The 22833-nt window shown below is 61.2% G+C and carries 18 protein-coding genes and 1 pseudogene; all 19 read left to right on the plus strand.

Annotated features, from left to right (window positions below; genetic code table 11):
• Positions 1–16 precede the first annotated feature (16 nt).
• Complete coding sequence (gene tssF / locus BTE28158_RS30325; protein WP_151048645.1) at positions 17–1783, plus strand: type VI secretion system baseplate subunit TssF; 1767 nt, start codon at positions 17–19, stop codon at positions 1781–1783.
• Positions 1747–2769, plus strand: a complete 1023-nt coding sequence (gene tssG / locus BTE28158_RS30330) for a type VI secretion system baseplate subunit TssG (RefSeq protein ID WP_151048646.1) — start codon at positions 1747–1749, stop codon at positions 2767–2769. Before tssF ends, tssG begins: the two co-directional genes overlap by 37 nt.
• A complete protein-coding gene (gene tagH, locus BTE28158_RS30335; protein ID WP_151048647.1) occupies positions 2766–4112 on the plus strand; it encodes a type VI secretion system-associated FHA domain protein TagH in 1347 nt (448 codons plus the stop codon). The genes tssG and tagH overlap by 4 nt, the downstream gene beginning before the upstream one ends.
• On the plus strand, positions 4109–5173 hold the full coding sequence (gene tssJ / locus BTE28158_RS30340; protein ID WP_151048648.1) for a type VI secretion system lipoprotein TssJ: 1065 nt from the start codon (positions 4109–4111) through the stop codon (positions 5171–5173). The genes tagH and tssJ overlap by 4 nt, the downstream gene beginning before the upstream one ends.
• Positions 5170–6513: a type VI secretion system baseplate subunit TssK gene (gene tssK, locus BTE28158_RS30345; protein ID WP_059682933.1), complete on the plus strand. Its 1344-nt coding sequence runs from the start codon at positions 5170–5172 to the stop codon at positions 6511–6513. The genes tssJ and tssK overlap by 4 nt, the downstream gene beginning before the upstream one ends.
• Position 6514: 1 nt before the next feature.
• The gene (icmH, locus tag BTE28158_RS30350) at positions 6515–7351 is read left to right on the plus strand and encodes a type IVB secretion system protein IcmH/DotU (protein ID WP_151048649.1); all 837 of its coding nucleotides are present in this window, start codon (positions 6515–6517) and stop codon (positions 7349–7351) included.
• 26 nt (positions 7352–7377) lie between these two features.
• Complete coding sequence (locus BTE28158_RS30355; RefSeq protein ID WP_151048650.1) at positions 7378–7602, plus strand: hypothetical protein; 225 nt, start codon at positions 7378–7380, stop codon at positions 7600–7602.
• A gap of 11 nt (positions 7603–7613) precedes the next feature.
• Positions 7614–10565 (plus strand): type VI secretion system Vgr family protein, encoded by a 2952-nt coding sequence (locus BTE28158_RS30360; protein ID WP_170296410.1) that lies wholly within the window; start codon positions 7614–7616, stop codon positions 10563–10565.
• 17 nt (positions 10566–10582) lie between these two features.
• Positions 10583–10999, plus strand: a complete 417-nt coding sequence (locus tag BTE28158_RS30365; protein ID WP_151048651.1) for a hypothetical protein — start codon at positions 10583–10585, stop codon at positions 10997–10999.
• A 95-nt stretch (positions 11000–11094) separates the two neighbouring features.
• Positions 11095–15861: an RHS repeat-associated core domain-containing protein gene (locus BTE28158_RS30370; RefSeq protein ID WP_170296411.1), complete on the plus strand. Its 4767-nt coding sequence runs from the start codon at positions 11095–11097 to the stop codon at positions 15859–15861.
• Between the two features lie 71 nt (positions 15862–15932).
• Positions 15933–16451 carry a hypothetical protein gene (locus tag BTE28158_RS30375; protein ID WP_151048653.1) on the plus strand — a complete coding sequence of 173 codons (519 nt, stop codon included), beginning with the start codon at positions 15933–15935 and terminating at the stop codon, positions 16449–16451.
• A gap of 60 nt (positions 16452–16511) precedes the next feature.
• On the plus strand, positions 16512–17357 hold the full coding sequence (locus BTE28158_RS30380; RefSeq protein WP_151048654.1) for an OB-fold protein: 846 nt from the start codon (positions 16512–16514) through the stop codon (positions 17355–17357).
• 144 nt (positions 17358–17501) lie between these two features.
• The gene (locus BTE28158_RS30385; protein WP_151048655.1) at positions 17502–18722 is read left to right on the plus strand and encodes an RHS repeat protein; all 1221 of its coding nucleotides are present in this window, start codon (positions 17502–17504) and stop codon (positions 18720–18722) included.
• Positions 18723–18731: 9 nt separating this feature from the next.
• On the plus strand, positions 18732–19031 hold the full coding sequence (locus tag BTE28158_RS30390) for a hypothetical protein (protein ID WP_151048656.1): 300 nt from the start codon (positions 18732–18734) through the stop codon (positions 19029–19031).
• Positions 19024–19392 (plus strand): hypothetical protein, encoded by a 369-nt coding sequence (locus tag BTE28158_RS30395; protein WP_151048657.1) that lies wholly within the window; start codon positions 19024–19026, stop codon positions 19390–19392. The genes BTE28158_RS30390 and BTE28158_RS30395 overlap by 8 nt, the downstream gene beginning before the upstream one ends.
• 92 nt (positions 19393–19484) lie before the next feature.
• The gene (locus BTE28158_RS30400) at positions 19485–19814 is read left to right on the plus strand and encodes a hypothetical protein (RefSeq protein WP_151048658.1); all 330 of its coding nucleotides are present in this window, start codon (positions 19485–19487) and stop codon (positions 19812–19814) included.
• Positions 19815–20227: 413 nt separating this feature from the next.
• Positions 20228–20359 (plus strand): annotated as a pseudogene (locus tag BTE28158_RS30405) (IS5/IS1182 family transposase); the annotation flags it as partial.
• Between the two features lie 429 nt (positions 20360–20788).
• Positions 20789–21670, plus strand: a complete 882-nt coding sequence (locus BTE28158_RS30410; RefSeq protein WP_151048659.1) for an OB-fold protein — start codon at positions 20789–20791, stop codon at positions 21668–21670.
• A gap of 62 nt (positions 21671–21732) precedes the next feature.
• The gene (locus BTE28158_RS30415; protein WP_174920255.1) at positions 21733–22584 is read left to right on the plus strand and encodes an OB-fold protein; all 852 of its coding nucleotides are present in this window, start codon (positions 21733–21735) and stop codon (positions 22582–22584) included.
• Positions 22585–22833: the final 249 nt, after the last annotated feature.

The following is a 22833-nucleotide window of genomic DNA, read 5'->3' on the forward strand; positions in this document are numbered from 1 at the left end:
ATGGAAAGTCGTTGCCATGACATTACGCCGCAAGTTCCGAGAAGAGCTCGACTACTTACGTCGCTTCGGCCGCGAGTTTTCCCGTGACAATCCGCAACTCTCCCGTTTCCTTGGAGGGGAAGGCGCCGACCCCGATGTCGAGCGCCTGCTCGAAGGATTCAGCTTCCTGACCGCCAAGCTGCGGCTAAAAATCGAAGACGATCTGCCTGAGCTGACTCACTCGATGCTGCAACTGCTGTGGCCGAACTACCTTCGGCCGCTGCCGAGCTCGACCATCGTCTGCTTCGAGCCGGTCGAAACCGCGATCACGCAGCGGCAAACCGTGCCCAAGGGAACCGTTGTGTTGTCCCGCGCGGTGGATGGCGTCCAGTGCCGCTTTCGCACCTGTGCGGATGTTCACCTGTTGCCGCTCAAGATGACCCGCGTGAGCGATGCCCACTCGCGAGAAAAGTCGATCCTGACGGTCGAGTTGTCGTTCCTGACCGATAACCCGCCCAGCCTCATGGACTGCGATCAACTGGATTTCCAGCTCAGCGGCGATGACACCACGGCGCAGACCCTCTATCTCTGGTTGGCCCAGTACCTCGACAAGGTCAGGGTAGACCTTGACGGCAAGGCATTCTCCCTGCCCAATCGACAGGTCGAGTTTCCTGGGTTCGCCCAGGATGAAGCCCTGCTGCCGTATCCGAAAAATGCCTTCGACGGCTACCGGATATTGCAGGAGTACTTCGTTTTTCCCCAGCGCTTTCATTGTTTCCGGTTGAGCGGCTTGGCGCCGTTCTGGCCGTCCACCAGCCAGGAGACCGTCCGGATCGAGTTCCACTTCAGTCGGCCGATGCCACCGGGCATTCGCCTGCGCGATGGCGACCTTGCCCTGTATTGCACCCCCGCGGTCAACCTGTTCGCCCATGACGCCGAGCCGATCAGGATAGACGGCAAGGTCGCGCAACAGCCGGTTTATCCAGCGGGGCAGCGGCCGCTAGCCTACGAGATTTTCAGTATCGACGAAGTCCGGGGCCTGCGCCGCGACGCTGATGGGCGGCGAGGCGATCGGCTGCGTATCTTCCGGCCATTCGAGTCGATGGCGCACGAAGTCGAGCATGCCGAAGGTCGTACCGCGATCTACTACCGAACCCACATAGGCAACGCGCTTGACGGCAGTGGTCTCGACCACGCCGTTTCCTTCGTGCGCGCCGACGAAAGCGAGTATGTGGACCAGACCGAAACGGTTTCGCTGTCGATTACCTGCACCAACCGCGACCTTCCGCTTGCACTGGACGTGGGCGATATCTGCGAAGGATCGGAAAGGGCGCCATCCTACAGTCGTTGTCGCAACATCACGCGTCCGACGCCGTCCTATCGCCCGGTGCTGGACGGCGATCCCCAGTGGAGCCTGATCTCCAACCTGTCGCTGAATTATCTGTCACTGCTCTCGGCCGAACCGCTCAAGGCAGTCCTGCGAGCCTACGACTTCGCCGCGCTGCATGACATCCAGCATGCGCGGGCCAGCAGCAAGCGCCTGGCGGGCATCGGCGAGGCCGAGACCAAGCCGATGGACTGGCTCATGAAGGGTCTGCCCATCCGTGGCTTGAAGACGGTGCTGCACCTGGATCAAGACGCCTTCCTGTGCGAGGGGGACCTCTATCTGTTCGGCAGCGTGCTGAGCCACTTCCTGGCGCTCTACGCCAGCATCAACTCCTTCCATGTGCTGGAAGTCATCAACACCAGCAACAACGAGCACTACCAATGGCCATTGCAGATCGGCAAGCAACCCCTGATCTAGCCGTCGCCGATGCCGTGCTCGCCAGCGCGAAGGCCTACGACTTCTTCCGCTTGCTGGAGCAGTTGCATGCACTGCACGGTGACGACCTGGAAGCGAGCGATCCGCTCGGGGATGCCCATTGGCGCATCCGCCTGAGCAGTTCGGCGGGACTGGCATTTCCGGCGTCGGACATCAGCTTCGCCGCGCGTATGCCCGACGGCTCGGCCAGCGACTACCAGATACAGGCCAACTTCTTCGGGCTGCACGGCTCTGACTCGCCGCTGCCGGGCTACTACCTGGACCGTCTGGCCTATGAGCATGGGCAGGGTATCGGCATTCGTCCGGCCTTTCTCGACTTCTTTCACCACCGTCTGCTCATGCTGCTGCACCGGGCATGGCGCAAGTACCGCTATCACATCCGCTTCCGCAGCGAAGCCAGCGATGGCTTCTCCCGCTATGTATTTGCCCTCGTCGGCCTGGGCAACGACGACTTGCGCGGCGCGACACCGTTGCCCTGGAGCCGTCTGCTCAGTTTCGCCGGCTCCATCATCAACCGCAGCCGCTCCGCGTCGATGGTCGCGGGCATCGTGGCCGATTGCTTCGCGCTGAAATCCGTGCAGGTGCGCGAGTTCGAGATTCGTTACGTCGACATCCCGTCAGGTCAGCGCTTGTCGCTGGGCAAGCGCAACGGCGAGGTCGGCGGCAGCTTCGTGATCGGCAAGCGGGTGCGCGCCTGCCACAACAAATTCACCGTCGTCATCTCCGATCTCGACCAGGAGCGCTTCCGCCACTTCCTGCCCAGCGGGGAGGACTTCGCACGCCTGCGCAAGCTCATGGAATTCCTGCTGCGTGACCCGATGGCCTTCGACCTGGAACTGCGACTTCGCCCGGCGGAAGTCGAGTCCTTCAATCTGAGCAAGGAGCGCGGCTCGCAGCTTGGCTGGACCACTTTCGTCAACGGTGATGACGCCACTCGAACCCCCGTGCGTATCAAGGTGCGACTATGAACACGCCTACTCCTCCAACAAGCCAGACGTCGGCAGACACGCAGCGCCTCGAACTCATCGTTGCCAATACCCATGCCCTGCGCGCCGGCAGCACTGCACGGCATCGCTTCGGTCACGCGGGCGGCACCATCGGCAGCCGCGGCGCCGACTGGCTGCTCGATGACGGTCAAGGCCAGGTGCAGGCGATTCACTGCGAGATCGCCTGGATCGACAACAGTTACTGCGTGCGCGACCAGAGTGGCGCCACCCGCGTCAACGACGCCGAGACACCGTTGCGGCGCGGCATGGCCGCGCGTCTGCGCGACGGCGACATGCTGCATATCGGCGCCTACCAGGTCACCGTCCATCTTCAGACGTCCGAGCCGCATCTGCTCAACAGCCAGCCGCTGCAGCAGCGTTCGGTGGGTGAGTTGCTCAACGAGCCAAGCGCTGGCCTTCACCCGGTGGGCGACGCCGACAGGCTGCTGGACGCGGGGGTGCGCAAGCCCGATTTCAGCGCCTTCGATGACCTCGCGAGGGAGCATCGTCCCGCGGACGAACGCGATCCGCTGGCCGCCCTGGATGCCGAGCAACTGCGGCGTGAGCCGGGATTCGGCGTTGCCCCGCTGGACCCTACGAACTACGGACTCAGTCCGAGCCAGACGCAGGCCAACCACGCCCGTACTCGATTCGAAGCCGTGTCCGGCTCACCCAAGACCTTATCTGGAGAATCCACGATGCCGCAGTCCTACTCGCGAGCCGTCTCGACCGGCGACGCCAATGCCTTGATCCAACCCTTGGTGGAAGGGCTTGGGGCCTCGGTCGGCGTGGTCGATCCTCAGATGGGGCATGCGCTGTTGCAGGAGATCGGCAGGACGTTGAGCGCAGTCATTCACGGTATCACTGCCTTGCAGCATGCCCAGGACGGTAAACGGCGCAATCTGGCACCGCTTGCCCGCACGCTCCAGCCCATCGAGGACAACCCCTTGCGCCTGGGGCTGGGCTACCCGGAGACCGTACGCGCATTGTTCTCCAGTGAGCGCAGCGTCGTGCACCTGTCGCCGTCCGCCGCCGTGGAGGAAAGCCTCGCCCAGGTTCAGCAGCACCAGGCCGCGCTGATCGAGGCCATTGAGGCCAGCCTCCAGGCCCTGTTGCGTGCCTTCTCGCCGGAGCAACTGCAGCAGCGTTTCCAGCGCTATCGGCCGGCCCAGGTCCAGCCATCCGAGGGAGCGGACTGGAGCTGGCAGATGTACACCCACTACTACAACGAGCTGACATCCTCTCGCCAGCAAGGTTTCGAGAAACTGTTCTGGGAAGTCTTTGAACAGGCCTACGACCGAGCGCTGCGCCAGGAGCCGCGATGAAGCGGCTCGTCTGCGCGCTGATGCCACTGCTGATGCTCACGGGATGCAGCACCGTCGGCAATGTTTTCAAGAAAACGGGGCAGGTGCTGATGGACCCATCCATCCAGGTGGGCGTCGATGATGACCAGCCGACCCAGATCGGCCTCAGCCTGTACGCCGACCACGACGTCAATCCCAATGGGCAGCATCAGGTGCCCGGGTTCGATGCGACCGATGAGCAGGATGCGGAAGACGGCCCCTACGCGGTGCGTTTCGTCAGCGCCAACAAGCCCGAGCTCCTCGAAAACCTGCAACTGTTGCTCGAGCAGTTGCGCACCGGCGCCGATGCTTCCGCCTTTGTCGCGAGGCCCGCGGCCGGTGTCGGTGCGCCGTCCGCGCATCCGCGAGCCGGGCAGTCGAGCGAGCAGGTGATCGTGCCTCCGTTACCGAATACGGGGATCGTCGGTCCGCAGGGCCTCGAACTGGGGCAGTACGACGCCAATGGTCGCCGTCACAGCTTTGCGCCGTCGACCGCCCGGTCGAGGTTGGCCAAGCCCCCCGGAACCCCCATCGCCTTCAAGGTCGTGCAACTCAGGGACGACTCCGTGCTGCTCAATGCAGACCCTGATCAACTGCGCAAAGACCTGAAGAAGACCCTGGGCAGCACCTACCTGGCCGCCGACGACTACCTGTTGTTGCCTGGACAGTTCAAATTCGTGCCCTTCGGCGAGGTCCGCGACGGCACGCGCTTCATCGCCGCAATTGCGGACTTCCACGATGGGAACGCGGTGGCCTGGAAGCAGGTCATGGCGATCGAGCCCAAGGGCCGCAAATATTCCTTGCTGGTCAAGTTGAGCGAAACGCGCGTGAGCCTGACGCGCGAGGGGCGACCCGCGCTACCCGCCACCCCCGTACCGGCTGCCTGCCCCGTGCCTGCCGCACCCATCGAGAAAACCGTCAGGCGGCGGCCTTCGAAGTTGCCGGCAGCGGCGGCTGTCCCGCCGCTGCCGGCGGAGCCGTTGCCTGCGCCTCCGGCGCTGCAGGCCGCTTCCAACCCATCCCGAATCCAGGTAACGCCATGACCTCACGCAACGCCGTTCTCTGGGGAGAAGGACTATTCGTCCAACCCCAGCACTTCCAGCAGCAGGCGCGAGCCGCCGAGTACCACGCCAACCAGCGCCTGAACAGCGTCAGCGACCATCTATACGGCTTCAGCGAGCTGGAACTCAACCATGAGTACCTCGCCTTCGGCAAGGTGGCCATCGTGCGGGCGCGTGGCGTGATGCCCGACGGTACCGTCATCGACATTCCCGGCGAGCAGCCGGCGCCAGAGCCCCTGGCGATCACCGACGCCAGCGTGGCCAATCAGACGGTCTACCTTACGTTGCCGCTCAAGCAGGACAGCGGCCTCGAAGTTCGCTGGCCCGATACGTATGCCAACACGCGCTACGTGGCCCGCACGGAGGCGGTGCGCGACACGCACAGCCTCGAAGGCGACCACCAGCCGGTGGACCTCGTTGTCCCAAACCTTCAGTTCGCACTGGAGCAGCAGGACCGCAGCGCCTTCACCGGCATCGCCATGTGCCGCATTCTCGACCGCCGCCCGGACGGTAGCCTGGTGCTGGACGACAACGGGTTCTATCCCACCAGCCTGTCCGTGAACGCCATCGCGCCGCTGCATCGCTTCGTCGGCGAGGTGGCCGGTCTGATGCGCGAGCGCGCCAAGAACATCGCGGAACGCATCGGCTCCGCAGGGCAGTCGGGCGTGGCCGACATCACGGACTTCAACCTGCTGCAAGTCATCAACCGCCTGCAGCCCTGGTTCAGCTACCTGTCGCGCAAGCGGCATGTCCATCCCGAGGATCTCTACGTGGCCTTCATCCAGGCCTGCGGTGAACTGGTCACCTTCACCGACGAGGGCCGTCTGCCACAGGAGTACCCGACCTATCAGCACGATGATCCGCGCGCGTCTTTCCGCATCCTCATGGATACCCTGCGGCGGACGCTGAGCACCGTGCTCCAGCCCCGCGCGGTGTCGCTGCCGATTATCGAGCAGCGCTACGGCTCGCTGACTGCGGAGGTGCGCGATCGCACGCTGATCGAAGGTGCGGAATTCGTGCTCGCCGTGCGTGCGCGGATGTCCGCGGACGACCTGCGTCAGTTGTTCGTCCAGCAAGCCAAGGTCACCTCCATGGAGCGCCTCGGCGAACTGGTCAGTCTGCAACTGCCTGGCATCCCGCTCAAGCAGTTGCACGTGGCGCCTCGCTATCTGCCGTATCACGCCGGTTTCATCTATTTCGAACTCGATCGTACGCATCCGGCGTGGCAGGTCATGACGCAACAGACATCCGGCTTCGGCTTCCACGTCGCCGGCGACTTCCCTGAACTGGAAATGCAGTTCTGGGCCATCCGGAGCCAATGACATGACCACGACCGTTCCCCTCGACGACCCGCGCACGCTGCGTTCGCGCCCGGCTCCCGGCCATGCCGCCGCGGACGAGCTCAGCAAGACTGTCGGCTACCAGCGAATCGAACAGCTCAACGGCGACCCGGACCTGAGTTTCCAGTTGCGCGGCCATGGCTGGAATCCTCTGGTGGACGGCGCGCAGCCGCTGCTGGGCCTGGTGATTCGCCTGCGCCGGCTGGAACGCTGCGACGACATCGGCAAGCTCTATCAAACCGTGCGTGACCAGATCAGCGCGCTGGACGAGGAAATCCGCCAGCACAGCTATGACAGCGCCACTCAACTGGCTTTCCGTTATGCGTTGTGCGCCTTCATCGACGAGGCCGTCATGGCTACCCCTTGGGGCGGCTCCGATTCGGTATGGGCCAAGCGCTCGCTGCTCAGCCACTTCCATAACGAAACCTGGGGCGGCGAGAAATTCTTCACCGTGCTCACCCGCATGCTCGTGGAGCCTGCGAAGTACCGCGACGTGCTCGAGTTCAAGTACCTCTGCCTGTGTCTGGGCTTTACCGGAAAGTACGGTATGCGTAACAACCGCGATGAGTCGCTCAACAACATCATCGACCGACTGCACCACGTGTTGCGCGGTTTGCGTGGCGACGTCCCGGAAAAGCTCACCGATGGCGGCCGGAATATCGCCACACGCCGCTACCGGCTCGGTGGGCAACTGCCGTGGTGGACACCCTGGGCCTGCGCGCTGGTGCTGCTGTCCGGCGCGTATGCCTACTTCAGCGTTCAGTTGGACAGCAGCACCGGGCAGGTGCTACGCGCGCTGGACGCCACTCTCAAGCGCTAGTTCCAGGCACCCCAAGGAGGATCGCCATGGTCAGGAAGTGGAACCGTTACGGCGGTATCAGGACGGATGACGTCGATATCGAAACGCACCTCGCGGCTGGCGTCATGGCGGCCCACGGGTTCTGGATGGCGCGCTACGCCGAGCGCGAGCAATGGCTGCGCGTGCAGGTCCGCCACTGTCTGACTGATTTTCTACCGGGAGATCGAACGCGGCTCGCTGCGGTCCATTCCGGTGACTTTTCTACCGATTGAGGAGCACACCCATGCCTCGACAATCCGATATGCGCTTCACCTTCAAGGCGGGGGGCCTCGAGTTCGATGTGGTTTCGTTCGAGCTGGAGGAAGGACTGAGCCAGCCGTTTACGCTGTCGGCCGACCTGACCAGCACCGATCCGTCGATCGACTTCTCGGCCGTCCTCGATCAACCCGCGCAGCTCACCATCTGGCGCGCCGACCAGCCCGTGCGCTACGTCCACGGCCTGGTCAGTGATTTCGAACAAGGGGAAACCGGCTTTCGCCGCACCCGCTACCGTGCCGTGGTTGAGCCCAAACTTGCGCGCGCCGGCCTGTGCGCGGACTGGCGCATCTTCCAACGGCAGAGCGTGCCGGACATTCTGTCTGCAGTGCTAAAGGAACACGAGATCACCGACTACGAACAGTTGGTGACCGAGACGCATCTGCCGCGTGAATACTGCGTACAGGCAGGTGACAGCGACTTGCATTTCCTTGCCAGGCTGGCAGCGGAAGAGGGCTTTTATTACGCCTTTTCCTTTGCCGATGCCAGCCACCACCTGGTGCATGGAGACAATCTCTACATCTTCGGCTCCATCGACGGCGGTCCGGTCGAATACAACGCCACGCCAGGCGGCGATCAGCTCACGCCGGCGCTGCGCCGCTTCCGCTACGGCGAGCGCGTGCGCACTGCGCGGCAAACCCAGCGCGACTACACGTTCAAGCACCCGGCCTATAACCAGGAGCATCAACACGACGGTGCGCAGCTCGACCATCAGGGCAAGGACTACGAGGTCTACCATTTCCCCGGCCGCTACAAGGAAGACGCGGCGGGGCAGCCCTTCACCCGGACCCGCCTGCTCGGGCTGCGCGGCGACGCCCGTACCGCAGAAGTGGAAGGCGACGACGCGCGCCTGGTGCCCGGCCTGGCCTTCGACCTCACAGGTCATCCGCGCGCCGACCACAACCGCGGCTGGCGGCCCCTGCGCATCAAGCATCGCGGTGTGCAGCACACCAGCCAGGCCGAGGAAAGCGCAGACGCGGAACTGGGCACTCACTACAGCTATACCGCCGAGCTGATTCCCGATGATGTGGAATGGCGTCCTCAGCCGATAGCCAAACCGCGCATCGACGGCCCGCAGGTCGCCATCGTCGTCGGCCCGCCGGGCGAGGAAATCCACTGCGACGAGTGGGGCCGGGTCAAGGTCCAGTTCACCTGGGACCGGCAGGGCAAGTCCGATGAGCACAGTTCCTGCTGGATCCGCGTTTCGCAGAACTGGGCCGGTGCCACCTGGGGACACATGGCCATCCCGCGTATCGGCCAGGAAGTGCTGGTGGGCAATATCGACGGCGATTGCGACCAGCCTTTGATTATCGGCAGGACCTACATGGCCCTGCAGTTGCCGCCGTACGAGCTGCCGCGGCACAACATCCTCAGCACGATCAAAAGCAAGGAGCACAAGGCCGGACGCAACAATGAACTGCTGTTCGACGACACGAATGGCGAGATCAGCGCCACACTGCGCAGCGACCAGGGGGCCAGCGCCCTCAACCTGGGCTACCTGGTCCATCCGCGTCCGGGCGGCGGCAAAGCGCGCGGCAAGGGCTTCGAGCTGCGCACCGACGAGCACGGCGCCGTGCGCGCCGGCGCCGGCCTGCTGTTGACCACCGAGCCGCGCCCGCACGCCAGCGAGCACCACAAGGACCTCAAGGAGACCGCCGCCCGTCTGGACGTGGCTGGCGAGCAGCAGGAGGGCTTCGGCACCCAGGCACGCGAAGTACAGGCGCAGGAAACGGGCGACCAGGATGCGGTCGCCAACGCCCTGCAAAAGCAGCACCAGGGCATCCTCGGCAGTGGTCCCGGCGACCCGGCCAGCAACAACTTTCCCGAGTTCGCGCAGCCGTACGTCGTCGTCGCCAGCCCGGTGGGTATTGCGACCAGCACGCCTGGCTCGACCCATATCGCCAGCGGCGAACACATTGCGCTCAGCAGTACGGAACATATCAGCCTGACCAGCGGCAAGCGGCTGCTCGCCAGCGCCAGCCGTGGCATGCGCTTGTTTGTACAGAGCCTGGGCTATCGCCTGGTGGCCGCGGCGGGGGACATCGATATCCGCGCGCTGAAAGACAGCATCAACCTGCTGGCCAAGCTCAACATCACCCACACCGCTGACCGCATCACGCTGAACGCCAAGACGGAGCTGGTCATCAACGGCGGTGGCAGCGCAACCGTCTACAACGCGGGTGGGATTACTCACCAGACCAACGGCCGTTATACCGGCCACGCGGCCCAGTTCAGCTACACGGGCCCGAAAAATCGCGCGGCCAGTTTCCCGGCGCCGCCCAAGCCCAGCGAGGGCAATCTGGAACTGTTCAATCGATACATCAGCCGTTTTGCCAATGGTGTCGGCATCAGCGAGGGGACCTACGAAGTGGAGGACGCCACGGGCAAGGTTTTCAAGGGATCTCTCGACAAGGCCGGGCGCAACGTGGTCGCAGGTGCAGCGCCTGGACCCGCTCGCGTGCGGTTTGGCGCGGATCCCGCCAACACCATGTCGGTGGCCAACTATTTCGGTACGGCAGCCTGGCCTGAAGCCGAGGCTGCGGGAAGTTCGCAACGGTCGATTGCCTTGGCAGGAGGGAGGATTGCAGCCAAGGACGCCGCAGAGCCGATCTCTGCCACTGGCCTCATGGGCAGCGTGGGCACGGCGGTGGCCAGCCTTATGGTTGCTGGCGGGAAACTCGCAGGCACGCTGACGTCCGCGCCTGGCCTGGGTCAAATTGCGCCTGTTCTGGGCCAGCTCGCAGGGGCCAGGAACATGTTGTTGAGCGCCGCCGGCAGCAAGATCCAGGACTGGGTGCCGCCGCTTGCTGAAGCGGATGGCTGGCTGACTGGTGCGGGTGCCACCCCAGCCTACGTCAAAACCACGACGAAGGCGAGCGACCCGATGGCGATGATGCGCACGCCGGGAATCCGCGCATGAAGCGGCCGAGTCTTTTCATGTTCTGGGCCGCGATGGATCTGCTCTACCTTGCGCGCTACCTCTGGCTGAACGTAGTGGAAGGGAAGATTCCGTTCGTTGCGGACATCCTTCGTCTCCAGAACCTGGAGCAGCCCACATGGTATGCCCCTCTGACAACTAGCTTGTCACTGGGGCTGACCTGCTTCATCGCGGTGACGGCTTATCTGTTTCTCACCAACAGCTGGGCAGCACGGCCGATGGCTTATGTCCAGATTCCGTTTCGTCTGCTGCTGGCCGTGCCGTCGCTGTCATTCATTCCCTGGCTGCTGAACCTGTTCGGGTCACACAGCCTGGTGCTGAACATCGCACTCCTGATCGCCTCAGAAAGCGTGAAGGTGTTGACCCTCTATCGCAGCGGCCGCCTCGGCGGCCGTGCGAATCAACTGCCATCTTGAGAGAGCCCCATGCCGCGCCACCTCACTGTCTTCCTATGCCACGTGGCACTGCTACCGCGGCGCCGCGTCACGTTCAACCCCGTGAGTACACGTTGATGGATACGACCAGCAACACCGCATCCCCCTCGCGCGAAAGGCAGATTGCCGTCGTTCCGGTGAATCAGATCCAGCCGGCAGACGTCGCGCTCAGTATCAAGGCCTTCGATGACTGGCTGGTCAGTATCAGCGGCGGCGCCGTCACGTTGGAGCGTCTGCGCAGTGCCGCCGGGAACGTGCCAGTGCTCGGCAATATCCTGTCCTTGGTCGATGGCCTCGGCGACCTCGTCACCTTGCTGCAAGCGCAGACACGCACCACCTTCGACTGGGCAACGCTGGGCATCAACCTCATTGGCCTGACTCCAGCGGCCGGCACCGCGCCGGCTCGCATGAGCCTGCGGCCGGCGTTGTTCCTTGTGCGCCAGGAACTGCGGCAGAGCGGTGGCCTCGGCGAGTCGGCTTTCAACACCCTGGCCACCCACCTCAATGCCAGCATCAAGGGCGAACTGGACGACTTCGTGCAACGGACCCAGGCCGCGTTGCCCGGGTTCATCGAGGAGGCCGCGACCCTGGGGCAGGGGCTGGTGCTGGACCTTGCCGCCGGCCTCGACGCGCTCGCCGTTGGCGTGCCGGTGGGAAGTAACGTGACAGTGCCCGCGTCGTTTACCACCGAAGGCGATGCTTGGCGCGATCCCACCCGTGTGTTCGCGAATGGCTACGATGCGGCGCTCCTCTTTCACAAGAGCGAAGCGAAGGCCCGCCTTGGCACGGCTGGCGGCCCGTTGTCGGCGCATGCGCGCGGCGTGCTGCAGTCCCACATCGCGGCGCTGCGCCGCTTTGCCCCGGAACTCGCCGCGCAGATCCGGCGGTTGGCCGATCCGGCCTTGGAGCAAAGCATCGGCTGGATCATTGCGCAATGGCAGCGCGCGCTCGCTGCAAGAGGTCCTCGCCTGGGGCAGAGCGCCAATATCAAGCTCGATACCACCAGCATCAGCAACCAGGCGAGACCCGGGCAACCCCTCGAGGCACGAGGTGCCGAATGCAAGGCGGAGCAGGACCCGAGCGATTGCAAGAGCGGCACCTGCACTGGCACCGGCAGCAATATCAGCTTTGCCACGGGCAGCGAGTCTCTCACACATACCGACTTCATCCTGCCTGGCCCGTTCCCCATCGCTTGGACTCGCAGCTACCGCTCCAGCCAGGCCGCCTATGACAGTGGAGAACTCGGTGCGCGCTGGACGACTGTGTACACCAAGCGCTTCGACGTGGCAGGGGAGCGCCTGCGCTATCACGGCGCTGACGGGCGCAGCCACGACTACCCGTTGCCGACGGTAGGGCAACACCATGAGGACCGCATCGAAGACATCACCCTGGTGCGTGTTGATGATCGCACGCTCGTGTTGTGTCGCGGCTATGAGCGCCGCGAGACCTATCGACGCGATGCTGACAGCTTTCTGCTGGTGCAGATCGAGTTGCGCGGAGGCGCTGGCATGCTGCTGGCTTACGAGCACCGTGTGGGTAGTCGCGCGGTGCTATCGGACCTGATCACCTACCAGGACGCCCCCAGTCAGCCGCATACCCACCTGGGCACTCTGGTGGATGAGGCTGGCCGCATCACCGGCCTGTGGCTGATGGGCGAGCACGAACCGCAGCGTCGCCTGAGCCTGTACCGATACGACGAAGCGGGCGACCTCATCCTGGCCCAGGACGAGAACGCTGCCGCATGGACCTACCAGTACCAGCATCACCTGATCACCCGCTACACGGACCGCACCGGCCGCGGCATGAATCTGGTGTGGCAGGGAGAGGGCGCGGATGCCAAAGCGGTGCGCGAGTGGGCCGATGACGGCAGTTTCGACACCCGCCTGGAGTGGGACGAGAACATTCGCCTTACCTACGTGATCGATGCCCACGGCCAGGAGACCCGACACTACTACGACAGCCTCGGTTACACCTACCGCATTGTTCACCCGGACCAGCGCTCGGAATGGTTCTTCCGTGACAGTGCCAAGAACGTTGTCCAACACATCGACAGCGCAGGCCATGTCAATCGCTTTGAGCATGATGAGAACGGCAACCTGCTCGAACACATCCGTGCGGACGGCACCACCGTGCATTACGCGTGGGATAGCAAAGACCAGCTCATCAAGATCAGCGACGCCGAGGGCGGCCTCTGGCTGCGCGACTACGACACCCGTGGCCGCCTGACGGAGGCCATCGACCCGCTGGGCAACAAGAGCGAGTATGCGTACAACTTGATGGGGTTGCCGATCGGCATCACCGATGCCAGCGGCAAGACCAAGCAGCTCGAGTACAACAGCAGCGGCCAGATCACTCGCTACGTGGACTGCTCGGCCAAGGCCAGCGAATGGGCCTACGACGCGCGCGGCCAGCTTGTGCAGTTCACCGACGCGGCCGGCCACGTCACCCGCTACCGCCACGAGCACGGCCAACTCGCCGCGATCCGCTACCCGGACGATACCGAAGAGCACTTCGAGCGCGACGCAGAGGGTCGGCTGCTAACCCACATCGATGCGCTGGGCCGGCGCACCGAATGGGACTATACCGAGGCCGGGCTGCTGGCCAAACGCGTGGACGCCGCCGGCCAGTCCCTGCGCTACCAGTGGGACAAGCTCGGCCAGCTCACCGCGCTGCGCAACGAGAACGGGCGCGATGCCGAGTTCCACTACGACCCGGTGGGCCGTCTGCTGGCGGAAATCGGTTTCGACGGCGCCATCACGCGCTACGAGTACGAGGAGGAGACCGGCAAGCTGGCGCGTGTCATCGACGGGCAGCGCATCACCGCCTACGCCTTCGACCCGATGGGCCGCCTCACCGAGCGGCGCGCTGCGCTGCAAACCGGCGACGCGAGCCCGCGCGAACAGGACTGGCAGGTCGAGACCTTCGCGTACGACCTCAACGGCAACCTCGCACTGGCCAGCAACGCCGACAGTCGCCTGCAATGGTTCCACGACCCAGCCGGCAACCTGGTGCGCGAACACCAGCACTACAGCCGATTGGGCAAGCCCCTAGTGGGTGTGTGGCTGCACGAATACGATGCGCTGAACCAGCGTATTGCCACCGTGCGCCCGGACGGCCACCGTGTCAGCTGGCTCACCTATGGCAGCGGCCACCTGCTCGCTCTCCAGTTGGATGAACGAGAACTGGTGAGCTACGAGCGTGACGACCTGCACCGCGAGGTCGCCAGAACACAAGGCAACCGCCTGCTGCAAACGCAGCAGTGGGACGCCATGGGGCGGCTCAGCGAGCAGGTGCTGGCGCGCGACACACCCGCCCCCACGCACACCGCAGGCGGCAACCGCCTGCTGGTGCGGCGTTACCGCTACGACGCCAGCGGCCAGCTCACCGACATCAACGACACGCGGCGCGGGCAGCTTGCCTACCGCTACGACCCGGTGGGCCGCTTGCTCGAAGCGCAAAGCCGGCTCGGCCACGAGACCTTCGACTTCGACCCGGCGAGCAACCTGATTGACCCGGAAACCATGCGCGAAGCCGAGCGCCAGCGCTTGCCACGCATCAAGGCGCTGGATAACCTGCTCAAGCAATACGCCGGCACCCATTACCAGTACGACGCGCGCGGCAACCTCACGCAACGCTGGCGCAACGGCAAGGAAGGCCGCTTCACCTGGGACCTGTTCGACCGCCTCACGCACTACGAAGACGAGCGCCTGAAGGTCGACTACACCTACGACGCACTCGGCCGGCGCCTGTCCAAGCACAGCCAGGCGCACTACGAGGAAAGAAGGGAAGCGGGGCCACACTGGAACCGCGCCGAGCGCGTGAAGCGCAACCGCGCGCTGCAATGCGGCTTCACGCTATACGGCTGGGACGGCGATACGCTGGCGTGGGAGAGCAAGATCGCCGACGAGGATGGCTTTGGCGCGCGCACCACGCACTATGTGTACGATCCGGGCAGTTTTGTGCCGGTGGCGCAGGCGGTGCGGCACGAGGCGATTGCGCTACTGGATCAACCTAAGTACGGCGATTTTTATCGGCGTGACAAGGATCCGCTCTGGCTACCGCCGCCGCCCGCACCGGCTGTCGACACGCTGGCCTGGTACCAGTGTGACCATCTTGGCACGCCGCAGGAACTGACCGGCGAGCGGAGCGAGATCGCGTGGAGCGTGGAGTACCGTGCGTGGGGTGTTGCGCAGGAGGCGATTCGCAAGGCCTCGGGGAAGGTGCCGATCGCCAATCCCATCCGCTTCCAGGGGCAGTACCATGACCATGAGTCGGGACTGCACTACAACCGGCATCGGTACTATGACCCGGAAGTGGGGAGGTTCATTAGCAAGGATCCGATTGGATATGCGGGGGGGATAAACGTCCATCAATATGCCCCCAACCCGACCGAATGGGTCGATCCATTGGGGCTGTCGGGGAATGCACATCAACGGAGGACAAAGGCCAGGGCGGATGCTCGTCAGGCCAATGTGAATGAAAAGACGATTAATCTGATTGAGAGGCCGGATTATCCTCTGGATAAAGTTTATGACGTGGTAAATCCAAACCGGAAGATATGGGATGCTTTAAGTCCTTACGACTATACGCCATATTGCAGAAGGTGGAGTAAGCCAAAGTCATCATGTGAACGTTGGGATCGCGAGGCTGGGCGGGATGTTAAGGAGCCGAAGGACTATATTCCCTCTAAGCGTTGGCCTGTTTCCAGCATCCCTGAAGGATATCGGTGTGATGTTGTTTACTTGTTCCCTGATCTTCTGGAGCGTTCAACTGCTCCAACGGCAGATTACGATGATGCGGCCGAACTATTTAGACGTGTTTTTAGAAATGCGAGGGGGCGGTGATGAGGGTGGTTGTGTTTTTCACATTATATTTATTTTCGATTTTTAGTTATGGTGGAGGAAAGGTTGACTGCTTGGCTATTGAAACGCCGAGCACTGTGATGGCTCTTTTCCCAGTCGTTAAAGAGCGGTCAGTATGGGACTGGTATCGAATACAGATAACGCCAGAGCGAACGGAGTATGCCTGGATTGCAGAGCCAGGTGTGTTTGTGATGGAGGAGGGGGCTCGAGGTTTTCGAGGGAATGGCATGGCATTCGCCATTTCTCTGGGTTCTGCGAATCTCAAAACTGTCACGCCAGGCAGAGGAAGCTTGGCGGATCTCGTGAAGCTGACGCAGAAAAATGCCTATTACACGAAAAAACCGGAAACTGAGGCGGAAAGCGATAGGCTTTTGAATTTTATTCACTACAGTCAGGTGGGCGGGAAAATCGTGGATGATGATTCCATTGTTGTGGGAACGCTTGATAGGGCCACAACCGATGTCGCAAAGGCCGGCAATCCAACACATTTAAAAATGCAGGCGATCCTGCCATACCCAGGGGAGTCGTATGAGTGCTTTGCGAAAATCGAGAAAATATCTCGGTCTTGGTAGGCGTGCTCGCTTTCGTAATTGCTGGAGCCCTAGCTAGCCTCGTCATTGGCAGAAATAGAAATGGATAAATACGGAGGGGAAATGTTCATGAGCTTTCAGGGCGATCGGAGCCAGCGTTCGGCGCGACTGGTTGGCGCGCGTTTGCGACTCTGCGCCCTACTTGTCGCGGTGCTTGTTCCAGGGTCGGGTATCGCTGGCAGCTATGTTCCTGGTGAGGTTGAAACTGCTCTCCTAACGATCGGCCGACAGGATGACGTGCGCGCATTCGCGGCGGGACAACAGAGCTATGCCGCACAGGTCTTGAACATCGACGTTGCGACAGCACAGGACATCGCGCGCGTTTTCCAAAGCAAAGATGATGAGAAGGCCAATCACCGGTTCCTGAGCAGACGCGTACTTGTGTCCGGCATTGTTGAGGCGGTATGGCCAGACGACCCTGATCGTACGGTGCTCGTGTATGCCGACACGGGTGCGACCCAAGTACGGGCGATAGCCCATGGTAACCAGGCGTCGCGGGTGGCTACCTGGTATGCAGGAAGCAAGGTTTCCCTCGTCTGCACCGGTGCGGGCGGAACTTCCCGTGCCGTTAGCTTTGACGATTGTGAGAATGCGGGCGACGTTGGCCGGCGCGAATGGGAGCGCCTGGATGCTTGGTTTGCCGATTTCTATCAAGGCAAATATGTCCCGAACATCATGATCGCCATATTGGCAATCAATATCGCGGCGCGGGCCAGCAGGATGCCTGCTGATCACCGTTGTGCTGAAAGCCTCGAGAAATGTCGGGAAGCTGCGATAGCGATCGGTTCCTTGACCAGCGATGACGGCCTTTTAAGAGAAGTCGTGCAGCGATTCGAGGCGAGTGGACTCGATCTCAGCGTGCTGGCCCCCGTACAACTGACGCCTTAGCCGGCGTCAAGAGGCACAGGGCGCGACAGAGGGGCGCCCTTGCCCCCTAAACAAGGCTTGGTCCCGGACACAGCGCTCCCATCCCAAGAAGCCGCATCGAATCGCGGCTCATCGATTCCAATTCCACATTTCGAGTAACCAGCGATGGATAGCACGAACAGCAACGCCGCAGTACCTCGAGCAAAGCAAGTAGCCGTCGTCCCGGTGAACCTGATCCAACCCGCCGACGTGGGGCAGAGCATCAGTGCCGTCGACGACTGGCCGATCGGCATCACCGATGCCAGCGGCAAGACCAAGCAGCTCGAGTACAACAGCAGCGGCCAGCTCACCCGCTACGTGGACTGCTCGGCCAAGGCCAGCACCTGGGCCTACGACGCGCGCGGCCAGCTTGTGCAGTTCACCGACGCCGCTGGGCAGGTCACCCGCTACCGCCACGAGGCCGGCCAGCTCGCCGCCATCCGCTACCCGGACGATACCGAAGAGCACTTCGAGCGCGACGCAGAGGGTCGGCTGCTAACCCACATCGATGCGCTGGGCCGGCGCACCGAATGGGACTACACCGAGGCCGGCCTGCTGGCCAAACGCGTGGACGCCGCCGGCCAGTCCCTGCGCTACCAGTGGGACAAGCTTTGCCAGCTCACCGCGCTGCGCAACGAGAACGGCCGCGATGCCGAGTTCCACTACGACCCGGTGGGCCGTCTGCTTACTGAGACCGGCTTCGACGGCGCCATCACGCGCTACGAGTACGAGGAGGCGACCGGCAAACTGGCGCGCGCCATCGACGGGCAGCGCATCACCGCCTACACCTTCGATGACCCGATCGGACTGCTCGGTGTTTATAACTTGTATGCCTATGTTCGGAATGCGCCGACGATGCGCAGCGATCCATTGGGTCTGCAGGAACTAGGCGCATTCTTTAATTCGCCGGGAATCCAGGAACGCGTTTCCCTTGGAACGTGGATGCATCAGCAAGATAAGAGTCTGGAGGAAATCTCCATGGCCATGAACCCGCAGCCGGCGCCGCCGATCATGACAGGCGAGTGCAGAGTGTCGGGGACTCTGGCAATGGGTACAGGTGTGTCGATCGGTGCTGCAGCAAACGAAGTCTCCGGCGTAAGCGGAACCCTGACTGTCCCGATGATGGCGGTTGGCGCTCGTGCAACCGCAACGTGCGGATTCAAATTTGGGGACCCGAAGGCCAAGACACTGCCTGCTGCGGCAGGTGTCGGCTTCGGCTTGGGAGTCGTGACGATCGACATTACGCAAACCTCGACATGGCCGGAAGTGTATATCGGCGTCGGGCCGGGCATCGGGCCGGAAGCGAAAATGCCAGCGACCCCCGGTCTCGTAGTTCCATTGTTTTAGGATCAGCTCATGTGCGACGACATTCAATTGATCCGGATTCTCCTATTTGCTATCTGTGCAGTGATGGTGTTCGGGGGAATCTATGCGATACACCGGTTCTGCAAGCGAAAGGGGATCGATATGAACACGTTCCCTGGCATGTTCGAGATGTACCGCCGCGTCTTTGCGTTCGAGGAAAGAGCGTTCTCTCTCCTAGTCTTGGTCTGCATGTACGGCTCGGCCGTGCTCGGGCTGATGGCCATCGCGCTAACCCTCTGGGGCGCGGGGCAGGGATGTGAATTCCCCATTGGCAGAAATACACATGAATGAATATGGGGGAGAAATGCCCGCGCGCTTTCAATGCAATCAGGCGCAGCGTTCGGTGCGACGTGTCGGTGTGCGTTTGCGGTTCTACGCCCGCTTGGTTGCCGCGCTGATTCCTGGGCTGGGTGTTGCCGGCGGCTACGTTTCGAGTGAGATCGAAACTGGCATGCCGCAGGCGATTATTCACGATGACCTTCTGGCCATAGGCGAAGGCCGGGAGAACTACGCCGCCACGGTATTGAAGATCCCCATGGTCACGGCATCCGAGGTTGCACTTGCTTATGCTGAAAATAAAAGGACTGCTGATGGCGGTGGGTGGCCGATCGGAATTGCACAACTCGATTTGATTTCAGGGGCATTACCATGACCGTGAAACCGGTCCGCACTATAACCGACATCGGTATTGCGCTCCATAAAGCGGCAGATTCATTAGCAAGGATCCCGTTGGGTTGATGGGGAGTGAACGGCTATCAGTACGTTCCTGCTCCAACCGGATGGATTGATCCGTTGGGACTTCAAAGAGGGCCGGTGCTTCTCGGTTTAGGGCACCTTTACCGATCGAACGAGTCGCCACCATTGCCAACTGCACCTCGCAATGTCGCAATAGACGAAGTATTGAATATTATATCAAATTATCCGTTTGAAAATGAGCGGTTGCCGGGCGAATGGGTTGGCGTAAATGTTCCGTGGTCAATGCCGGAGCTGAGTGTGTATTGTGCGGATGGCTATTATGGGGACGATTCTCATTTTGTTGATAATTCTGGGAAAACGCGTAAGCCAAAAAAATAGATTTTCTGATGCTGCATTTGTTGTAAAGGGAAAGGATCCGAGGAAATTTGTGTGTACAAAAAAGGTCATGTATGAAATCAAGCGCTAGGCTTCATATTTTTTAACTTTTATGATCGTTGTTGTGATCGGTATGGTTTCTGCGTACTTGTTTGGCGGAAGTCAGTCGTATCCCGATATGTTGGATAAATGTATTCAGAATTGCGAGAATCGGAATATGTTCGGGAAATTGGTTCGACCCGACAAGCCATACTCTCCAAGGCAGACAATTTCAGATTACGAATGCAAATGCTATTGAAGCGATTTATTTGGTCATTTCCGCTACAAAGGAAACGCTGATTTATCAGGGTCTTCGGTCGTCGCAGACATAACCGAGGACGTTGCAAAAGAAAGCTCACGGAACGGGACCCATAGTGATGAAGCGGCAGATCAGCTCTGCAGAAGCGGAAAGTGCGGGCAAGAAGCGAGTGACCAAACGCCAGCGTTTCCTTGACGAGATCGAGAAGTTGGTGCCGTGGTCGCGATTGCTATCGGCAATTGAGCCGTACGCAGTTCCGCATTAGTGCCGCCGACGACCTCGCGCGATCGCCTATTTATCAGCGTTTCCCTAGTGTGTCTGTACCACTATTGTGAGGGATATTTGTGTGTGAATTAATTGGAATTGTTCGGGTTGTAGTGTTTTTTATATGTGCGTCCATAATTGTTGGTGGCGTCTTGTCGTCTTATATATTTTGCGGGAGACGCGGGATTGATATGAACAAATTTTCGGGTATGTTTGAGATGTATCGCCGTGTTTTTTATTTGAAAATAAGTCATTTTCAATCTTTATGTTTTTGTGCATGTATGGATCTGCTGCATTGATATTGGGTATCTTTTTTTTGACGCAATGGGGGGGTGGGGCAAGGCTGTAATTTTCCTCTTGTTAAAAGCAAGACGTGGTGAGGCATCCGGCCTCGAAGGATTAGGAGGGTATATCGATGACACTTAGCTTATCGCTTAGCTTGTGCGGCCTACTAGCGATCGTTCGCTGCAATGACTTGAGGAGATGGAGCCAGATCAAGCTGATTGCGATTCTTCTTGCAGGATTTGTCCCAGGTCTGTCGGTCGCGGCAGGATACGTTCCAAGTCAATCGGAAGTCATCGTGCTCAAGTCGATCATGGACGATGACATCGACAACTTCTTGCAAGGTCGACAGACCTATGCGGGAAATGTACTGAATGTGGCTGTGATTACGGTCACGGCGGACGAGATTGCTCGGGCCTACCGAAAAGGGCGATCTATTGGAAATCGCCAATTTTCAAGGAAATATGTGTTGCTTTCTGGTGTCGTTGCATCGCGTCGTGAAGACGAAAGTGGTTCGCTGATGGTGATGTTCGACGCGGCAAATGGGTTTCAAATTCATGCCCAATTGGAGCCGATCGCCGCCGCCCGTGCTCGCCTCTTAGAGGACGGGGGCAAAGTCACCTTGGGGTGCTTACTTTCGAAAGCAGTGAAGGGCGATGTCCACTTCGTGAACTGCACGTTCGGGGGCGACCTGGGAAAGATGGTTTGGACAAAGTTGCGGACTTACCTGTCCGATTTCTATGCGGGCGAGCGCGCTGCGAACATCACCATTCCTACGCTGGCAATCAACATTGCGCTGTACGCGCAGGTTTTGCCGCTTGATAGTGGCTGCCCAGATGACAAAGAAAAATGCGACGCTGCTTTCGCAGCGGTTCGATCGTTTGATGAAGATCCACAACTTCTGGCGGGCGTGATCAGGCGGTTCCAGGATGCTGGTCTCGACCTCCGGGATTTCGAGAAACTACACAAGCGCGAACTGGCCAAGGTCAAGCCCCTCGAGGAGTCCGTGCGATGACGCGCTGGAGGATGCAAAGGACACGGTTCTCGCCTGTATGGAGGCGGGGAGCACTGGAAGTCGTGAACGTGGACGATTACCGGGGCGAGGTGATTAATGCTTCTCGAAGCGATCAAGTCCATCGTTCGGCGCGACGTGTCGGTGCGCGTTTGCGACTCTGCACCCTACTTGTCGCGGTGCTTGTTCCAGGGTCTGGTATCGCTGGCAGCTATGTTCCTGTTGAGGTTGAAACGGCTCTCCTAACGATCGGCCGACAGGATGACGTGCGCGCATTCGCGGCGGGACAACAGAGCTATGTCGCACAGGTCCTGAATATCGACGTTGCGACAGCACAGGACATCGCGCGCGTTTACCAAAGCAAAGATGATGAGAAGGCCGATCACCGGTTCCTGAGCAGACGCGTACTTGTGTCCGGCATTGTTGAGGCGGTATGGCCAGACGACCCTGATCGTACGGTGCTCGTGTATGCCGACACGGGTGCGACCCAAGTACGGGCGATAGCCCATGGTAACCAGGCGTCGCGGGTGGCTACCTGGTATGCAGGAAGCAAGGTTTCCCTCGTCTGCACCGGTGCGGGCGGAACTTCCCGTGCCGTTAGCTTTGACGATTGTGAGAATGCGGGCGACGTTGGCCGGCGCGAATGGGAGCGCCTGGATGCTTGGTTTGCCGATTTCTATCAAGGCAAATATGTCCCGAACATCATGATCGCCATATTGGCAATCAATATCGCGGCGCGGGCCAGCAGGATGCCTGCTGATCACCGTTGTGCTGAAAGCCTCGAGAAATGTCGGGAAGCTGCGATGGCGATCGGTTCCCTGACCAGCGATGACGGCCTTTTAAGAGAAGTCATGCAGCGATTCGAGGCGAGTGGACTCGATCTTAGCGTGCTGGCCCCCGTACAACTGACGCCTTAGCCGGCGTCAAGAGGCACAGGGCGCGACAGAGGGGCGCCCTTGCCCCCTAAACAAGGCTTGGTCCCGGACACAGCGCTCTCATCCCAAGAAGCCGCATTGGATCGCGGCTCATCGATTCCAATTTCACATTCCGATTAACCCGCGATGGATAGCACGAACAGCAACGCCGCAGTACCTCGAGCAAAGCAAGTAGCCGTCGTCCCGGTGAACCTGATCCAACCCGCCGACGTGGGGCAGAGCATCAGTGCC

It is taken from the genome of Burkholderia diffusa (assembly GCF_902499115.1).
Classification (GTDB): domain Bacteria; phylum Pseudomonadota; class Gammaproteobacteria; order Burkholderiales; family Burkholderiaceae; genus Burkholderia; species Burkholderia diffusa.

Bases quoted from the DNA above. Each gene is read 5' to 3' on its own strand.
- tagH (WP_151048647.1), top strand. From the start codon at position 2,766: ATGAACACGCCTACTCCTCCAACAAGCCAGACGTCGGCAGACACGCAG.
- BTE28158_RS30360 (WP_170296410.1), top strand. From the start codon at position 7,614: ATGCCTCGACAATCCGATATGCGCTTCACCTTCAAGGCGGGGGGCCTC.
- tssJ (WP_151048648.1), top strand. From the start codon at position 4,109: ATGAAGCGGCTCGTCTGCGCGCTGATGCCACTGCTGATGCTCACGGGA.
- tssF (WP_151048645.1), top strand. From the start codon at position 17: ATGACATTACGCCGCAAGTTCCGAGAAGAGCTCGACTACTTACGTCGC.
- tssG (WP_151048646.1), top strand. From the start codon at position 1,747: ATGGCCATTGCAGATCGGCAAGCAACCCCTGATCTAGCCGTCGCCGAT.
- BTE28158_RS30370 (WP_170296411.1), top strand. From the start codon at position 11,095: ATGGATACGACCAGCAACACCGCATCCCCCTCGCGCGAAAGGCAGATT.
- BTE28158_RS30365 (WP_151048651.1), top strand. From the start codon at position 10,583: ATGTTCTGGGCCGCGATGGATCTGCTCTACCTTGCGCGCTACCTCTGG.
- BTE28158_RS30390 (WP_151048656.1), top strand. From the start codon at position 18,732: ATGTGCGACGACATTCAATTGATCCGGATTCTCCTATTTGCTATCTGT.
- BTE28158_RS30410 (WP_151048659.1), top strand. From the start codon at position 20,789: ATGACACTTAGCTTATCGCTTAGCTTGTGCGGCCTACTAGCGATCGTT.
- BTE28158_RS30395 (WP_151048657.1), top strand. From the start codon at position 19,024: ATGAATGAATATGGGGGAGAAATGCCCGCGCGCTTTCAATGCAATCAG.
- BTE28158_RS30380 (WP_151048654.1), top strand. From the start codon at position 16,512: ATGGATAAATACGGAGGGGAAATGTTCATGAGCTTTCAGGGCGATCGG.
- BTE28158_RS30355 (WP_151048650.1), top strand. From the start codon at position 7,378: ATGGTCAGGAAGTGGAACCGTTACGGCGGTATCAGGACGGATGACGTC.
- tssK (WP_059682933.1), top strand. From the start codon at position 5,170: ATGACCTCACGCAACGCCGTTCTCTGGGGAGAAGGACTATTCGTCCAA.
- icmH (WP_151048649.1), top strand. From the start codon at position 6,515: ATGACCACGACCGTTCCCCTCGACGACCCGCGCACGCTGCGTTCGCGC.
- BTE28158_RS30385 (WP_151048655.1), top strand. From the start codon at position 17,502: ATGGATAGCACGAACAGCAACGCCGCAGTACCTCGAGCAAAGCAAGTA.